Origin of the sequence: Burkholderia sp. BDU5 (assembly GCF_001522845.1) — a bacterium.
Lineage (GTDB): Bacteria > Pseudomonadota > Gammaproteobacteria > Burkholderiales > Burkholderiaceae > Burkholderia > Burkholderia mayonis.
Map to the genome: position 1 here is coordinate 11,842 of NZ_LOWC01000132.1, position 16,253 is coordinate 28,094.

The 16,253-nt window shown below is 64.7% G+C and carries 12 protein-coding genes; 10 read left to right on the top strand and 2 right to left on the bottom strand.

Features of this window, described 5'->3' with window-relative positions:
• Positions 1-2: 2 nt before the first annotated feature.
• The 10 genes from WS69_RS20980 (at position 3) to WS69_RS21025 (ending at position 12,960) form a co-directional block, all read left to right on the top strand.
• Positions 3-1,076 (top strand): HlyD family secretion protein, encoded by a 1,074-nt coding sequence (locus tag WS69_RS20980; protein WP_059472611.1) that lies wholly within the window; start codon positions 3-5, stop codon positions 1,074-1,076.
• Positions 1,073-4,012, top strand: coding sequence for a ribosome-associated ATPase/putative transporter RbbA (rbbA, locus tag WS69_RS20985; protein ID WP_059472612.1), 2,940 nt, complete (start codon positions 1,073-1,075; stop codon positions 4,010-4,012). The genes WS69_RS20980 and rbbA overlap by 4 nt, the downstream gene beginning before the upstream one ends.
• Before the next feature lie 2 nt (positions 4,013-4,014).
• Positions 4,015-5,139: an ABC transporter permease gene (locus tag WS69_RS20990; RefSeq protein WP_059472613.1), complete on the top strand. Its 1,125-nt coding sequence runs from the start codon at positions 4,015-4,017 to the stop codon at positions 5,137-5,139.
• A 675-nt stretch (positions 5,140-5,814) separates the two neighbouring features.
• Entirely contained in the window at positions 5,815-7,098 is a 1,284-nt protein-coding gene (locus WS69_RS20995) for an acyl-CoA dehydrogenase family protein (protein WP_082716350.1), read from the top strand.
• A gap of 49 nt (positions 7,099-7,147) precedes the next feature.
• Positions 7,148-7,639: a PhzA/PhzB family protein gene (locus WS69_RS21000; protein ID WP_059472614.1), complete on the top strand. Its 492-nt coding sequence runs from the start codon at positions 7,148-7,150 to the stop codon at positions 7,637-7,639.
• A 24-nt stretch (positions 7,640-7,663) separates the two neighbouring features.
• A complete protein-coding gene (locus WS69_RS21005) occupies positions 7,664-8,287 on the top strand; it encodes an isochorismatase family protein (RefSeq protein ID WP_059472615.1) in 624 nt (207 codons plus the stop codon).
• Positions 8,284-10,206: an anthranilate synthase family protein gene (locus WS69_RS21010; RefSeq protein WP_059472616.1), complete on the top strand. Its 1,923-nt coding sequence runs from the start codon at positions 8,284-8,286 to the stop codon at positions 10,204-10,206. The genes WS69_RS21005 and WS69_RS21010 overlap by 4 nt, the downstream gene beginning before the upstream one ends.
• 36 nt (positions 10,207-10,242) lie before the next feature.
• Positions 10,243-11,445 (top strand): PhzF family phenazine biosynthesis protein, encoded by a 1,203-nt coding sequence (locus tag WS69_RS21015; RefSeq protein WP_082716351.1) that lies wholly within the window; start codon positions 10,243-10,245, stop codon positions 11,443-11,445.
• A 28-nt stretch (positions 11,446-11,473) separates the two neighbouring features.
• Entirely contained in the window at positions 11,474-12,112 is a 639-nt protein-coding gene (gene phzG / locus WS69_RS21020; protein WP_059472617.1) for a phenazine biosynthesis FMN-dependent oxidase PhzG, read from the top strand.
• A gap of 26 nt (positions 12,113-12,138) precedes the next feature.
• Complete coding sequence (locus tag WS69_RS21025; RefSeq protein WP_059472618.1) at positions 12,139-12,960, top strand: class I SAM-dependent methyltransferase; 822 nt, start codon at positions 12,139-12,141, stop codon at positions 12,958-12,960.
• A gap of 642 nt (positions 12,961-13,602) precedes the next feature.
• Here the strand turns inward: WS69_RS21025 and WS69_RS21030 are convergent.
• Entirely contained in the window at positions 13,603-15,036 is a 1,434-nt protein-coding gene (locus WS69_RS21030) for a class II 3-deoxy-7-phosphoheptulonate synthase (protein WP_059472619.1), read from the bottom strand.
• A gap of 86 nt (positions 15,037-15,122) precedes the next feature.
• A partial coding sequence (locus tag WS69_RS21035; RefSeq protein ID WP_231747182.1) for an MDR family NADP-dependent oxidoreductase occupies positions 15,123-16,253 on the bottom strand: 1,131 nt, incomplete at its 5' end.

Sequence of the window (16,253 nt, forward strand, 5' to 3'; positions counted from 1 at the left end):
TCATGATCCAGGTCACCAGGAAGCAGATCGTCGCCGCGGCCGCCGTCGCCGCGGTCGCGCTCGGCGGTTACTACGGCTGGACGCTGTTGCGCCATCAGGGCCCGGGCGACGGCTTCGCGAGCGGCAACGGCCGCATCGAGGCCACCGAGATCGATGTCGCGACGAAGCTGCCCGGCCGCATCGACGAAATTCTCGTCGACGAAGGCGATTTCGTGAAGGCGGGCCAGCCGCTCGCGAAGATGGAGATCCAGGTGCTGCGCGCGCAGTACGACGAAGCGACCGCGCAGCGGCAGCGCGCGCTGAACACCGCGGCCGGCGTCGAGTCGCAGGTCGCGCAGCGCAGGAGCGACAAGGTGGCCGCGCAGGCGATGGTCGTGCTGCGCGAAAGCGAGCTCGACGCCGCGAAGCGCCGGCTCGTGCGTTCCGAGACGCTGTCGCGCGAAGGCGCGTCGTCGATGCAGGAGCTCGACGACGATCGCGCGCGCAGCCGCAGCGCGCAAGCGGCCGTGTCCGCGGCGGCCGCGCAGGTTTCCGCCGCACAGGCCGCGATCGAGGCGACCGAAGCGCAGCTCGTCGCCGCGCATTCGGCGGTGACGGCGGCCGATGCGACCGTCGCACGCGTGCAGGCCGACATCAACGACAGCGAGCTCGCGTCGCCGCGCGACGGCCGCGTCCAATACCGCGTCGCGCAGCCGGGCGAAGTGCTGCCCGCGGGCGGCAAGGTGCTGAATCTCGTCGATCTGTCGGACGTCTACATGACGTTCTTTCTGCCGGAGACGGTCGTCGGCCGGGTCGCGCTCGGCGCCGACGCGCGGATCATCCTCGACGCCGCGCCGAACTACGTGATTCCCGCGACCGTGTCGTTCGTCGCGAGCACCGCGCAGTTCACGCCGAAGACCGTCGAAACCGCGAGCGAGCGGCAGAAGCTGATGTTTCGCGTGAAGGCGCGGATCGACCGCGAGCTGCTGCAAAAGCACTTGAAGCTCGTGAAGACGGGGCTGCCCGGCGTCGCATGGGTCCGCGTCGATCAGAGCAAGCCTTGGCCCGCGCAACTGATGGTCAAGGTCCCGCAGTGAGCACGCCGAGCGTCGTTCGATTCACGGACGTCAGCCTGCGCTACGGCAGGACGGTCGCGCTCGACCGCATCACGCTCGACGTCCCCGCCGGTCTCACGATCGGCCTGATCGGGCCGGACGGAGTCGGCAAGTCGAGCCTGCTCGCGCTCGCGTCCGGCGCGCGCGCGTTGCAGACGGGCGGCGTCGATGCGCTCGACGGCGACATGCGCTCGCGACGCCATCGCGAGCGCGTGTGCCAGCGCATCGCGTACATGCCGCAGGGGCTCGGCAAGAATCTGTATCCGACGCTGTCGGTCGAGGAAAACCTGCAGTTCTTCGCGCGCCTGTTCGGCCATGACGCCGACGAGCGCCGCCGCCGGATCGATGCGCTCACGCAGAGCACGGGCCTCTTCCCGTTCCTGTCGCGGCCGGCGGGCAAGCTGTCGGGCGGGATGAAGCAGAAGCTCGGCCTGTGCTGCGCGCTGATCCACGATCCCGACCTGCTGATCCTCGACGAGCCGACGACGGGCGTCGATCCGCTCGCGCGCGCGCAGTTCTGGGATCTGATCGCGCGGATCCGCGCGGAGCGGCCGACGATGAGCGTGATCGTCGCGACCGCATACATGGACGAGGCGCAGCGCTTCGACTGGCTGATCGCGATGGACGCGGGCCGCGTGCTCGCGACGGGCGCGCCCGCCGAGCTGCTCGCGCGCACCGGCTGCGACACGCTCGAAGCGGCGTTCATCGCGCTGTTGCCCGCGGACAAGCGGCGCGATCACAAGCCGGTGAAGATCGAGCCGCTGCGCGCCGACGCGCAGGCGGGCGTCGCGATCGAAGCGCGCGGCCTGACGATGCGCTTCGGCGACTTCACCGCGGTCGATCACGTGAGCTTCCGGATCCGCCGCGGCGAGATCTTCGGCTTCCTCGGCTCGAACGGCTGCGGCAAGTCGACGACGATGAAGATGCTCACGGGCCTTCTGCCTGCGACCGAAGGCGACGCGCGGTTGTTCGGCAAGCCCGTCGATCCGAAGGACATCAACACGCGCCGGCGCGTCGGCTACATGTCGCAGGCGTTTTCGCTCTACAGCGAGCTGACGGTTCGGCAGAACCTCGTGCTGCACGCGCGCCTCTTCGGCGTGCCGGCCGCCGACATCGGCGCGCGCGTCGACGAGATGGCGCACCGCTTCGGCCTCACCGACATCTTCGATACGCTGCCCGACAGCCTGCCGCTCGGGATGCGCCAGCGGCTGTCGCTCGCGGTCGCGATGGTCCACAAGCCGGAGCTGCTGATCCTCGACGAGCCGACGTCGGGCGTCGATCCTGTCGCGCGCGACGGCTTCTGGCAGTTGATGATCGATCTCGCGCGCCGCGATCAGGTGACGATCTTCATCTCGACGCACTTCATGAACGAAGCGGAGCGCTGCGACCGGATCTCGCTGATGCACGCGGGCCGCGTGCTCGCGAGCGACTCGCCCGCCGGGCTCGTGCGCGCGCGCGGCGCGGCGACGCTCGAAGATGCATTCATCGGGTATCTCGTCGATGCGTCGGCAGAGGAGCAGGACGGCGGCGGCGCGGCGGAAGCGGCGAGTTCCGCGCATCGGCAACGCGCGGCCGGTGGGAATGCCGATGCCGACGTCGATACTCACGCCGACGCGCGTGCAAGAGTCGGCGCCTCGGCCGACAGCGATGCCGTCGCCGACGCCGGCGTCAAACTCGAAACCCGAGACAGCGCCGCCGCCGCGTCACGCGCCATATCCGAAGCACCCGACGCACCCGCCCCGCTCGTCGCTTCGCCGCGATCCGCACCAACCGAAATCGACCTGCCCCACCGCGCCTTCAGCGCCCAGCGCGCGCTCAGCTACATGTGGCGCGAGATGCTCGAACTGCGCCGCGACCCGGTTCGCGCGACGCTCGCGCTGATCGGCTCGCTCGTGCTGATGTGCGTGATCGGCATCGGCATCAGCCTCGACGTCGAGGATCTGACCTACGCCGTGCTCGACCGCGACCAGACCGAGCTGAGCCACGACTACGCGCTGAACCTGTCCGGCTCGCGCTACTTCGTCGAGCGGCCGGCGCTGTCCGACTACGCGGAGCTCGACCGCCGGATGCGCGACGGCGAGCTGTCGCTCGCGATCGAGATCCCGCCGCATTTCGCGCGCGACGTCGAACGCGGCGCTTCCGTGCAGATCGGCATGTGGATCGACGGCGCGATGCCGCAGCGCGCGGAGACGATCCGCGGCTACACGATCGGCATGCATACGATATGGCTCTACGACCAGGCGCAGCATCGCCTCGGGATGACGGCCGCGCCGCGCGCGGACATCGTCACGCGCTATCGCTACAACCCGGACGTGAAGAGCCTGCCCGCGATGATCCCCGCCGTGATGCCGCTCCTCCTGCTGATGCTGCCCGCGATGCTGACGGCGCTCGCCGTCGTCCGCGAGCGCGAGCTCGGCTCGATCCTGAACCTGTACGTGACGCCCGTCACGCGCACCGAGTTCCTGATCGGCAAGCAAGTGCCGTACGTCGTGCTCGCGATGCTGAATTTCCTGCTGATGACGGTGCTCGCGCAGGTCGCGTTCGACGTGCCGGTCAAGGGCAGCTTCATGACGCTGCTGCTCGCGGTGCTGATCTTCAACGTCGTCGCGACGGGCATCGGCCTCCTCGCATCGACGTTCACGCGCAGTCAGGTCGCCGCGATCGTGATGACGATCATCGGCACGATGATTCCGACCGTGCAGTTCGCGGGCCTGCTGACGCCGCTGTCGTCGCTCGAGGGCGCCGGACGCTTCATCGGTGTCGTCTATCCGGCGACGTACATGCTGTCGATCAGCCGCGGCGTGTTCAACAAGGCGCTGTCGCTCTCCGATCTCTACTCGCAGTTCTGGCCGCTCGCCGCTTCGGCGCCGGTGATCCTCGGCGCGACCATACTGCTCTTGAAAAAACAGGAACGCTGATCATGCAGCGCCTCGCGATCGTCTATCGTCTCGGCGTCAAGGAGCTGTGGAGCCTCGTGCGCGACCCGATCCTGCTCGTGCTGATCGCGTACACGTTCACCGTGTCGATCTACTCGGCCGCGACCGCGCGCCCGGACACGCTGCACATGGCGCCGATCGCGATCATCGACGAGGATGCGTCGCCGCTGTCCGCGCGGATCGCATCGGCGTTCTTCCCGCCGCAGTTCGCGCTGCCGAAGATGGTGACGCTCGCGGAAGCGGACCGCGGGATGGACGCGGGCGACTTCACGTTCGCACTCGACATCCCGCCGAACTTTCAGCGCGACGTGCTCGCGGGCCGGCCCGCGCAGATCCAGCTGAACGTCGACGCGACGCGGATGAGCCAGGCGTTCACGGGCAATGGCTACGTGCAGCAGATCGTGAGCGGCGAGATCGACGATTTCGCGCGGCGCTACCGGACGAACGCAACGCCGCCCGTCGACATCGCGATGCACATGCGCTTCAACCCGAACCTCGACCAGACGTGGTTCGGTTCGCTGATGGAAGTGATCAACAACGTGACGCTGCTGTCGATGGTGCTCACGGGCGCCGCGCTGATCCGCGAGCGCGAGCACGGGACGATCGAGCACTTGCTCGTGATGCCGGTGACGCCAGGCGAGATCATGATGGCGAAGGTGTGGTCGATGGGGCTCGTCGTCGCGTGCGCGGCGGTGTTCTCGCTAACGTTCGTCGTGCGCGGCGCGCTGCACGTGCCGATCGAAGGATCAGTCGCGCTGTTCGTCGTGGGGATGGCGATTCACCTGTTCGCGACGACGTCGATGGGCATCTTTCTCGCGACGCTCGTGCGCAGCATGCCACAGTTCGGGATGCTGCTGGTGCTGGTGCTGCTGCCGCTGCAACTGCTGTCGGGCAGCCTGACGCCGCGCGAGAGCATGCCGTTCGCGGTGCAGAACATCATGCTCGCCGCGCCGACGACGCACTTCGTCGAAATCGGGCAGGCGATTCTCTATCGCGGCGCGGGGATCGAGACGGTTTGGCGGCAGTTTCTGATTCTGGCGGTGATCGGGACCGTATTGTTTCTGCTGTCGTTGAAGCGGTTTCGGAAGACGATCGGGCGGATGGCATAAGACGAAGAGCAAAACCAGCCAATGGCGTTCCGGCCATGCGCAAATCGGTTCCAGAAAAAATAAACACGTCCCCATAAAATTGGGGCCAACGACACGATTCGCCCTCCGCCTCATTCGCACTCGTCAATAAATCACCCACAAAAATCCAAAAATTAAAAATAATTTTCCAAACAATAGATAAATATAACCACTCCATTCCGCATGGCATCTGCGACTCGTAATTACGCACCATATCATGCGACCTGAAATTATCAAGCAAAAAAATGTGTCCACTTCATATTAAAAATATGACGATGAATTTCCGATTCGCCCACTGCGCATCAGCCCTTCCGGTCTTTTCATAAGCGCAAAGCCTTGAGAATACGTAGAAACACCGGCATGCCGCCCCCATCGCCCCGTCGCGGAACCGATTCCCGTTTTGAGCCGACCTACTAGATTCGGCAGGTTGAATTACGTAGCCTCTCGACCATAATTTTTCACTGTTTGACGATCAATAAAATCAAATAAGAGACAGGTTTGATTTATTGATCACGCACTCAATCATCCCGATCATATCGGCCTTTAAAAGACGATCACCCCGCCCTCATCGTCCTAAAAAAATTCCCGCAGCATCAGAAACGACTCCCGTTGTTCGTATTTTCACCATGAAAACATCAATGGAATTTCGGAGATATTGTGGACACGATACCGACATCCCGGCGCTTTCCCGATCGTAAAGAGAACCGACGAGCATCGCCTGACGGGGAGGCGGCCGAACACGGAGAGAACGCGCTCGACGGCTCCGTTCCGGACCATCAAGCAATCGTCGCCAAAGCGGTCGACGTTGCAAGCGTTCTTTCCGAAGAGGCGCATGTGTCGGACAAGCAGCGGCGCCTGACCGACCGGACCGTCGCCGCCGTCACCGACGCGGGCCTGATGAGGCTGTTCTCTCCGCGACGGCAGGGGGGCCACGAAGCTCGCCCGAGCACGCTGTTCGACGTGTGCGTCGAGCTCGGACACGGCTGCTGTTCCGCAGCGTGGGTCACGAGCGTGCTCAACATGGGCAACTACATGGCCGCCCATTTCTCGGAGCGCGCGCAGGACGAAGTGTGGGACGGTAACAAGGACACGCGCACGGCACTCATCATCGCGCCTTCGAGAGCCGCCGTCGAACGCGTCGACGGCGGTGTCGTCGTAAGCGGCGAATGGGGCTACGCGTCCGGCAGCCTGCATGCCGAATGGATCGCGGCATTGATACCGAAAGGCGTCGACCGCGACGACGACACGACGAACCTCGTTCTCATGCGTGCCGACGAAGTCGAAATCCGCGACACCTGGCACATCACGGGCATGCGCGGAACCGGCAGCAACACCGTCGTCGCGAACCGGCTGTTCATCCCGCGCCATCGCGTAACCCCCTACGCGCCGATCGTGACTGGCGAATCGCGTCCTCCGTCGGCGCGGCATCCGCTCTACAGCGGCAGTTACTCGGGGCTGCTGTCGCTCGGCCTGCTGGGCCCGCAACTCGGCGCAATCGAAACCGCGCTGCGCCTCGTGCGCGAGCAAGCGCACGAGCGCCGTGTCGCATCATCCACGTTCCGGAGCCAGGCCATCTCACCCGCTTTCCAGACGGACATCGCCGAAGCTGCGCTGATGATCGACGGCGCGAAGCTGCATGCCCGCCGGATCGTCGAGACCGTCGAAGAACACGCATTGGCGGGCGCCTTGCCCGACGAACTGACCCGCTCACGGTTCCGAATGGAATCCACCCGTGTGACGCGCCTGTGCCGGGAAGCCATTGACCGCCTTATCACCGCCTACGGAAGCGCAGCCTTCTTCGAAACGAACCCGTTGCAACTGATCTGGCGCGACCTCCACGTCGCGAGCCGGCACGCAGGCTTCGGAATGGGCATTCCCCAGCTTGTCTACGGTCGAGCGCTCGTCGGTCTCGACCCGCGCGAAATCAGCTATCTCGTTTGATCCACCTCGGCCGTCATCCAGGCGGCCATCCTCTACTTAAGGAGTGCTTATGTCAGACATCGAAACCCTCGTCAGTCCGTCGTCGAACCATGACGCGATCCGGCAGCGCAATCGGAAAATCGTCGAGCAGTACATGCACACACGCGGCGAAGCGCGGCTGAAGCGCCATCTGTTGTTTACCGAAGACGGCGTCGGCGGTCTCTGGACCACCGACAACGGCCAGCCCATCGTCATTCGCGGCCGCGACCGCTTGGCCGCGCACGCCGTGTGGTCGCTGCAATGCTTCCCCGATTGGGCATGGACCGACATCCAGATCTTCGATACCCAGGATCCGAACTGGTTTTGGGTCGAGTGCCGTGGAGAAGGCGCAATCTGCTTCCCCGGCTACCCCCAAGGACACTACACCAATCACTTCATCCACTCCTTCCGGTTCGAGAACGGACTGATCAAGGAGCAGCGCGAATTCATGAACCCCTGCGAACAATTCCGTTCGCTTGGCATCGAGGTTCCTGTCGTTCGCCGGGATGGTCTCCCGAGCTGAATATACGACACATGGAGGAGTTCAATGGCTGGCATTCCTACGATTCATCAATACGATCTACCTGACTCAAACAGACTGCCCGGCAATACTGTGTCATGGCGCATCGATCCGTCGCGCGCATTACTGCTGATCCATGACATGCAGAACTATTTCCTTTCCCCGTTTCCGCCGACGATGCGGGAGACGCTGACGGCCAACGTCGCATCGCTGCGCTCACGATGCCGGCAAGCCGGCATCCCGGTCGCCTATACAGCCCACCCGGGCCGCATGACCGACGAGGAGCGCGGCCTGCTGCGCGATTTCTGGGGACCGGGCATGGAGACCAAACCTGCCGACCGGGACGTCGCCGCCGCTGTCGGCCCGTCTCCCGGCGACTGGATATTCACCAAGTGGCGCTACAGCGCTTTCTTCCGTACCGGCTTGCGTGAGCGGATGCGCGAAAACGGCCGCGATCAGCTGATGCTCTGCGGCGTGTATGCGCACATCGGCGTGCTCATGTCGGCGGTCGACGCTTTCACGAACGACATCCAGCCGTTCTTCTTCGCCGACGGCGTGGCGGACTTCTCCGAAAGCCATCACCACCAAGCCTTGACGTACGTAGCCCAGCGCTGCGGCAAGGTCCTAACGACAAAGGAGGCACTTTCATGAGTGCCGATCATCACCCAGACCTTCTCGATCGCATCCTGAGCGGCCGAACGACTTGCTTCGCGCTCATCAGCCGTTCCGAAGGCAACGAGATCCACCACGCAAGCATCGACGTCATCGCGGGCGACGCGTCATATCCAGCCTCCCTTGCCGACCTTCCGCTGCCGCCCGTGCATGCCGGCGCGGCCGGGCGCGGTCAGGAGCTCCTGCTGCTGGTGCCTTATCGTCAGTTGCACGAGCGCGGCTTCGAAAGCCGGGACGACGGCGCGCCACTCGTCGCCATCGCCTGCACCGAGCACGAGACCGTCGCCGTATCCGAGGCACTGGCGCGAATCCCTGACGCCGAGACCGGGCTGAGCGGCCGTCACTTCGATATCGACGACGACGAATACGCCCGCATCGTCGAACGAGTCATCACCGACGAGATCGGCGCCGGCGAGGGCTCGAACTTCGTCATCAAACGCACCCTCAAAGGCGAGCTCCGCGACTATTCCGTCGGCAAGGCGCTTGCCGTCTTCAAGCGACTGCTGCGAAAGGAAAGCGGCGCGTACTGGATCTTCCTCGTTCACACCGGAGAACGGACTCTCGTCGGCGCCACGCCCGAGCGGCACCTGACCCTGAACAAGGGCAAGGCCACGATGAACCCGATTAGCGGGACCTATCGGTATCCGAAGACGGGCCCCACCCTCGAAGGAATCAGCGCGTTCCTCGGCGACCGGAAGGAGTCCGACGAGCTCTACATGGTGCTGGACGAAGAGCTCAAGATGATGGCGCGCATCTGCAAGACGGGCGGACAGGTCACGGGCCCCCACTTGCGCGAGATGACAAGACTCGCCCACACCGAGTATTTCATCGTCGGCCACACCGACACCGACGTTCGCGACCTGCTGCGCGAGACCATGTTCGCGCCGACCGTCACCGGCAGCCCGCTGGAGAGCGCCGCCCGCGTCATCGCGAGACACGAGCCGGTCGGCCGCGGCTACTACAGCGGCATCGCGGCCCTCGTCGGCCGGGATGCGGATGGCGAGCGCACGCTCGACTCCGCCATTTTGATCCGGACGGCGGAGATCGACCGTCATGGCCGGGTCCGCATCGGCGTCGGTTCCACGCTCGTCCGTCATTCCGATGCGGCGTCCGAGGTCATGGAAACGCACGCCAAGGTCGCGGCACTTTCGAACGCCTTCGATCCGCCGGATGCCGGCCTGCCCCTCGGCCAGCATCCGGCGGTGCAGGCGGCGCTCCGGCAGCGCAACGAGGGCATTGCCGACTTCTGGTTCAGGCAGCATGGCGCGCGGCATGGCGGATTGTCCCATCTGAGCGGCCGCCGCGCGCTCATCGTCGACGCGGAAGACCATTTCACCGCGATGATCGCCCAGCAACTCGCATCACTCGGTCTCATCACCGAAATCTGCGGCGTCTACGATCCCGCCGTCTTCGCCCATCACGACATCGTCGTCATGGGGCCGGGGCCGGGCGATCCAAGCGCCGTACGCGATCCGCGGATCGCTCTCCTGCACGCGTCGCTGCGCCGCCTGCTGGAAGAGCGCAAGCCGCTCGTCGCCGTGTGCCTGAGCCATCAGGTGCTAACCGCTGTCCTCGGCATCCCGCTCGTGCGGCGCCAGATCCCAAATCAAGGCATCCAGGTCGAGATCGACCTGTTCGGGCAACGGGAACGCGTCGGCTTCTACAACACCTACGTAGCACGAACTGCGCACGACGAACTCGACATCGACGGCGTCGGCATCGTCCAAGTCAGCCGTAATCCGCAGAGCGGCGAAGTCCATGCGCTGCGCGGCCCGTCTTTCAGTTCGATGCAGTTTCACGCCGAATCCGTGCTGACCGTCGACGGACCGCGCATCCTCGGAGAAGCCGCCACGCACGCGCTGCGCAGCAAAGAACGAACGGCCACCCTGACGGCCTGACCCCCTCCCCACAACCCCATATAGGACACGCATTTCATGATCGTCGACATCGTTTGGTGGGATCTGGACGGATCCACACCGACCATCGAATCGCTGAAAGCGCATTTGCACGACGGCACCGTCGGCCGCTGGACGAACGTGCCTGGCTTGAGACAGAAGCATTGGATAGCGGATGCGGAAAAGAACCGCTGGGGAGCGATCATGCTCTGGGACGGCAGCCGCCCCCCGGCCCACCTGATGCCCCCGAACGACGCACAAAACCTGATCGGACGGCCGGTTTCCCTGCGCGCACGCTTCGCGGTCGAAGCAAGCGTCGAACGCAGCGATATCCAGCGCTTCATGCGCGCCCTAGCCCCCTCGCCACTGCACGCGAATACGGCCGAACCGGGACCGGCTTCGTCTCCGATCGACTACCTCGTGGTCGACGCATTCACCCGCACTCCGCTCGAAGGCAATCCCGTCGCCGTCTTTCTCGTCGACGAGACGCTCGCGCCGCAGCGCATGCAACAGATCGCCCGCGAAATGAACCTCTCGGAAGTCACGTTCGTAATGCCGCCCAGGAACGACGGCGATGTGCACGTGCGCATCTTCACGCCGGTCAACGAGCTGCCGTTCGCAGGCCACCCGCTGCTGGGCACCGCAGTGGCGCTCAGGCATCTGAAAGCGCAGGACCGCTTCGTGTTCGAAACCGGCATGGGTCCCGTCACCTTCGATGTGCACTCCGAACAACCCGGCCTCGCATTCGTCACAATGCAGCAGCCGATTCCGACCTGGCAGCGCTACGAGCACGCCGATCGCCTGCTCGACGCGCTCGGCCTGAACGCCTCCACGCTCCCCGTCGAAGCATATCGAAACGGCCCCCGCCATGTGCTCGTCGGCTGTCCCAACGCCTCCGCGCTGTCGAACGTCCACCCGGATCATCGCGCGCTCGCCCAATTCGAGGACATGTCGGCCATTTGCCTCGCACCCGCCGGCGACCATTGGCGCTGCCGGATGTTCTCGCCCGCCTACGGCGTCACAGAGGACGCGGCGACCGGCTCCGCGGCCGGTCCCATCGCCATTCACCTCGCACGGCATCGACAGATTCCCTGGGGACAAGCGCTACACATCCTCCAGGGCGTCGAGATCAAGCGCCCCTCGCACATGTACGCGCTCGTGACGGGAACGGAGCACGACATCCGGTCCGTCGAGGTCAGCGGACATGGCGCCGTCGTCGCTCGAGGCCGGCTTGGCATCTAGAGTCTCTCGCCCTCACGGAAATACAGCCATGAATACCAGTCGATTCGAAAGCCTGACAGGGCACGTCGATGTCCCGTTCCCGGAATATGACGATCCACCGCCGGAGCCCCTCACACTACTTCGACGCTGGCTTGACGCGGCGGAATCCGCCCGCGTGCGGGAGCCGAAGGCGCTCGCGCTGGCAACGGCGACCGCAGACGGACGCGCGTCGACGCGCGTCGTCGCGTTCTGTGCCATCGACGACCGGGGCCTGATTTTCTGCACGCATTCCACGAGCCGGAAAGGCCGCGAGCTGTCCGAGACTGGCTGGGCCTCCGGCGTCCTCTACTGGCGCGAAACCGGGCAACAGATCGTGATTTCCGGACCCGCGAATCTGCTGAACGAAAAGGAATCGGAAGCCCTGTGGTTCGCACGGTCGGTGCCCATGCACGCAATGTCGACAGCGTCACACCAGAGCGATCGGCTCACGGATCTAGAGGCGTTGCGCGACGAGGCAGCCGGCCTCCTCGCACTCGGGGTTCCGTTGCCCCGGCCGACCCGATTCGTCGGCTATCGCCTCGAGCCTCAAGAAATGGAATTCTGGGCCGCCAGTTCCGACAGGCTTCATCGTCGCCTGAAATACGATCGCCACGGCCGGTCCTGGAAAGCCACGCGACTTCAACCCTGACGTTTTTCGGATAAGGAAACTTCCTCGTGACTACTCTCGATATCCCGGTCGGCGTCGGCCAGACCGCACTGTTCATCGCCTGGCAGCGTCATGCCGAAAGCCAGCGACCGGATGCGCTGTTCCATGATCCGTTCGCAGCCGCTCTGATCGAATACCTGGCGGGCACGCCGACTCATGCTCACGTCAGCGAAGTCGCCCGGCGCGCGAACTTCCCGCAGTACTTCGCCGTCCGCACCCGCTACTTCGACGATGAGATCCAAGCCAACCTGAGTCGTGGCCTCCGGCAGGTCGTCACGCTCGCGGCCGGCGTCGACGGACGCCCGGTGCGCCTGCCATGCCCCGACGGCACCCGCTGGTTCGAGCTCGATCTCGACGACATCATCGCCTTCAAGCGCGAACTGATGAAGCGGTCCAAGCTGTCTCTGCAATGCGACTGGCGTCCGATTGTCGCCGATCTGACGTCCGGCTGGGACCGCCCGCTACGCGCGGCGGGCTTCGATCCCACGCAACCGACCGTCTGGCTTGTCGAAGGACTGCTCATGTATCTGAGCGCCGCGGACGGCGACAAACTGATCCGCCGAATCTCCGATCAATCCGCTCCGGGCAGCGCGCTTCTGCTCGAACATCTCAATACCTTGATGATGAGCGACGAGGGCAAGGAAACGCGCAAACGCGTCGAATCCCAGGGAGCGCGCTGGTTGTCCGCGCGGGACGACATCCAGGACTGGCTCGCCCACTCCGGATGGACCGCAGCCGTCCATGCGTCGGTCGATCCGGAGATTGCGCACGGACGCAGCGTCGCTCACATCCCAGCAGGCTGGTTCGCCTCATCGACGCGCTCGGTCTGATTCGCCCGATGTAACGCAAACCGGTAAGCGCGGATGCCAGGGGGAAGTCGGCAACCCGGCGTCCCATCGAAGAGATCTGCGACTTACCGAGTCGCTTCGGATAGCGCGGCGCGGCTCTTACGGCGCGGCTGCCCGCGTCGCCATGGCGGTTCGTGCGGTACGAGGCGTGCCGATCGGCGGCCGACCTTGCCGATCCGTCGAACGACAAGGAGTTCGTCGGGTAATCGAGTTGGAATCCGCATCGCCGAACTGCCAGAGACGAAACCGCCTGCGATCGAGACGCCGGCCGATCTCCGTCGCCCCCAGCGGCACGCAGTCGCGCGCACGCTCGATCGATTCGCGTTCGCCTGAACGGCGCCGACGGCATCCGGCGGCAATGCGATCCGGCACGCCCTGGCGCTACAACTGAACAACGACCACAATTGTGCCGCGCCGGTCCACCCGGCTTATCGTCGCACGCACGAAAACGACGAGCATGCCGCGCGTCGATTGATGTGCGCCCAGCGCTTGCCGCCGGCGACGGCCGCTTTCGGACTATCTCCCTCCTGTCGTACGTCTGATTCGATGACCGCAAGATTCGCATCGGCCGGTCATAATCGCCCCCCCAACACCGCGGCTGTCTCATTCGAGCCGGCGGGAATCTCAGACAGGGATCAGCATGGCCCGGTTGACGCTGCCCGTGCGACTTTTCGCGCCGATGTCGGCAATCGATGCCGTACCGCGCTTGCGTACGATCAACATCGCGATTTCCAGCGACTGTTCGTAGTTCAACCGCGGATCGACAGTCGACTTGTACGCGCGCAAAAGATCCGCTTCGGTTAGATTGCGCGCACCGCCAAGGCATTCGGTCACGTTCTCGCCTGTCAGCTCCAGATGCACGCCGCCCAGATGCGTGCCGCAGGCGGCATGAATATCGAATGCCGCTTCGAGCTCCGCGCGGATATTGTCGAATCGCCGGGTCTTCACGCCGCCCGGCGTCGTCTCGCCATTGCCGTGCATCGGATCGCAGCACCACAGCACGCGCTGGCCCTCGGCCTTGACGGCGTTCAGGTGCTGCGGCAATTCCGCGTCGATCATCGCCGCGCCCATGCGCGTGATGAGCGTCAGGCGGCCTGCTTCGTTTTCGGGATTCAGCGTATCGATCGTGCGCAATAGCTGGTCGGGCTTCACGCCGGGCCCGACTTTCAAGCCGATCGGGTTGCGGATGCCCGAGCAGTATTCGACGTGCGCGCCGTCGAGCTGCGCGGTGCGCATGCCGATCCACGGAAAATGCGTCGACAGATTGAACCAGCCCCAATGCTGCGGCACCTGCCGTGTCACGGCCTCTTCATAGTTCAGCAGCAGCATTTCGTGCGACGTGTAGAAGTCCACTTTCGCATAGCTGCCGAGCGGCTCGCCCGCGAGCGTCTCCATGAAGCGCACGGATTCGCCGATCGACTGCGCCATCCGCCGATACTCGTCCTGAAGCCCCGCATGCGAAACCCACGCGAGATCCCAATACTCGGGATGGTGCAAGTCGGCGAAACCGCCGTCGATCAACGCACGGACGAAATTCATCGTCAGCGCAGACTTCGAATGCGCGTCGATCAGACGCTGAGGATCCGGCTCGCGGGCCTCCGCGCTGAACTCGCTCGCGTTGACGATATCGCCTCGGTAGCACGGCAAGGTCACGTGACCCCGCGTCTCCGTATCCGCCGAGCGCGGTTTCGCGTACTGGCCGGCGAAGCGACCGACGCGCACGACCGGCAGCTTCAAGCCATGCACGAGCACGAGGCTCATCTGCAGCAGCACTTTCAGGCGATTGGCGATGACGGGCGACGTGCAGTCGGCAAAACGCTCCGCACAATCGCCACCTTGCAGCAGAAAGCAGCGGCCTGCCGCCGCATCGGCCAGCTTGCGCTTCAGCGCCAGTACTTCCCATGACGTAACGAGCGGCGGCAGCTGACGCAGTTCGGCAACCGCGCGCTCCAGCGCCGCCGCGTCGCGGTATGTCGGCTGTTGCAATGCAGGCTTGGTTTTCCAAGAAGCAGGCGTCCAATGTTTGGTGACACGCACAGGAGAGAGATTGCGCTCCATAATTCCGCTCGAATGGTGAACATGCCTTCGATCGGATGGACTTTGCGTTGCGGAAGTCCATCCGCGCCTATGCCGCTGCCGCACCGCTACAGCTTCACGAGTACCGTTCCGAGATGACGCCCGTGAACCGTGTCGCACAACGCGACGGGCGCCTGCTCCAGTCCATCGATCACCGTATGCGGGAATGAGATGTCTCCGGACCGCAGCCACTCGGGGAACAATTCGAACCATTCCCGCTTGGCCTCCGGATTGTCGTCGGCACTGTAGCCGCGCATCGTGATTCGCTTCAGGAGGATCTGGACCGCGTCGAGCTCGACGGGAGCGACGCGGCCCGTGCCTCGTGCGGCAAGCTGGCCCGACAGCGTTCCGACGATCACGAAGCGCGCGCCCTCCCGGGCGACCGTCACGGCCGCCTGCAGTTGCTCGCCGCCGACGGAATCGATGAAGACGTCGAGACCGCCTTGCGCCGCATCCGCCAATTGGTTCACGAAAGGCTGCTCGCCGCCGCGGATCACCGCTGCGTCGTACCCCAGCTCGGCGACCAGCCGATTCGCCTTCTCGCGCGAGCTGGTGCTGCCGATCACGCGCCCTGCTCCCAGCCGACGCGCGATCTGTCCCGCCATCGAACCGATCGCGCCGCCGGCGCTCGATACGAAAACCCTATCGCCCGGACGGATCTGCACGCCACGGGTCAACGCCGCATAGGCCGTCCAGCCGTGCCCCAGATAGCCAAGATACCCGATCGGCTCCGGCAACGGCTTGCCGACGCGGGAACACGCCTGTACCGGAACCGCGGCGTAATCGCGCCATCCGCTGAAATGCGTGACCATGTCGCCAGGCGATAACGTGCCGCCGGCCGGCGCTTTCACCACCTCGCCGATCGCCTCGCCCCGCAGCGCGTCGCCGGCTCGCAACGCGGGAAAAGGCACGCCCGGCACGTCCTCCGCACCTTCGCTCACCATCGCGCGAAGCGAAGCCGAAATCAGGAAATAGCGGTTGCGAACCAGCACTTCCCCCGCACCGGCCTCCGGCACGGGTACGGTGGCCATTTCGAAATGTTCCGGCGCAGGCAGCCCTTTAAGCCGCGTCTTCAATCTCACCTCGCGACTCATCGGAATAAACGCTGTCATATTTGATCCCCTGTCGCGGACAAATAGAAATGTCCGGTTTTGTAGCAAATGAAATGTCCGCATGTTGGCGGGGGCGGCAAGCCGGCT

Coding starts and splice junctions, on each gene's coding strand:
- WS69_RS21005 (WP_059472615.1), top strand. CDS start 7,664: ATGGCTGGCATTCCTACGATTCATCAATACGATCTACCTGACTCAAAC.
- WS69_RS21015 (WP_082716351.1), top strand. CDS start 10,243: ATGATCGTCGACATCGTTTGGTGGGATCTGGACGGATCCACACCGACC.
- WS69_RS21030 (WP_059472619.1), bottom strand. CDS start 15,036: ATGGAGCGCAATCTCTCTCCTGTGCGTGTCACCAAACATTGGACGCCT.
- WS69_RS21010 (WP_059472616.1), top strand. CDS start 8,284: ATGAGTGCCGATCATCACCCAGACCTTCTCGATCGCATCCTGAGCGGC.
- WS69_RS21000 (WP_059472614.1), top strand. CDS start 7,148: ATGTCAGACATCGAAACCCTCGTCAGTCCGTCGTCGAACCATGACGCG.
- WS69_RS20990 (WP_059472613.1), top strand. CDS start 4,015: ATGCAGCGCCTCGCGATCGTCTATCGTCTCGGCGTCAAGGAGCTGTGG.
- WS69_RS20980 (WP_059472611.1), top strand. CDS start 3: ATGATCCAGGTCACCAGGAAGCAGATCGTCGCCGCGGCCGCCGTCGCC.
- phzG (WP_059472617.1), top strand. CDS start 11,474: ATGAATACCAGTCGATTCGAAAGCCTGACAGGGCACGTCGATGTCCCG.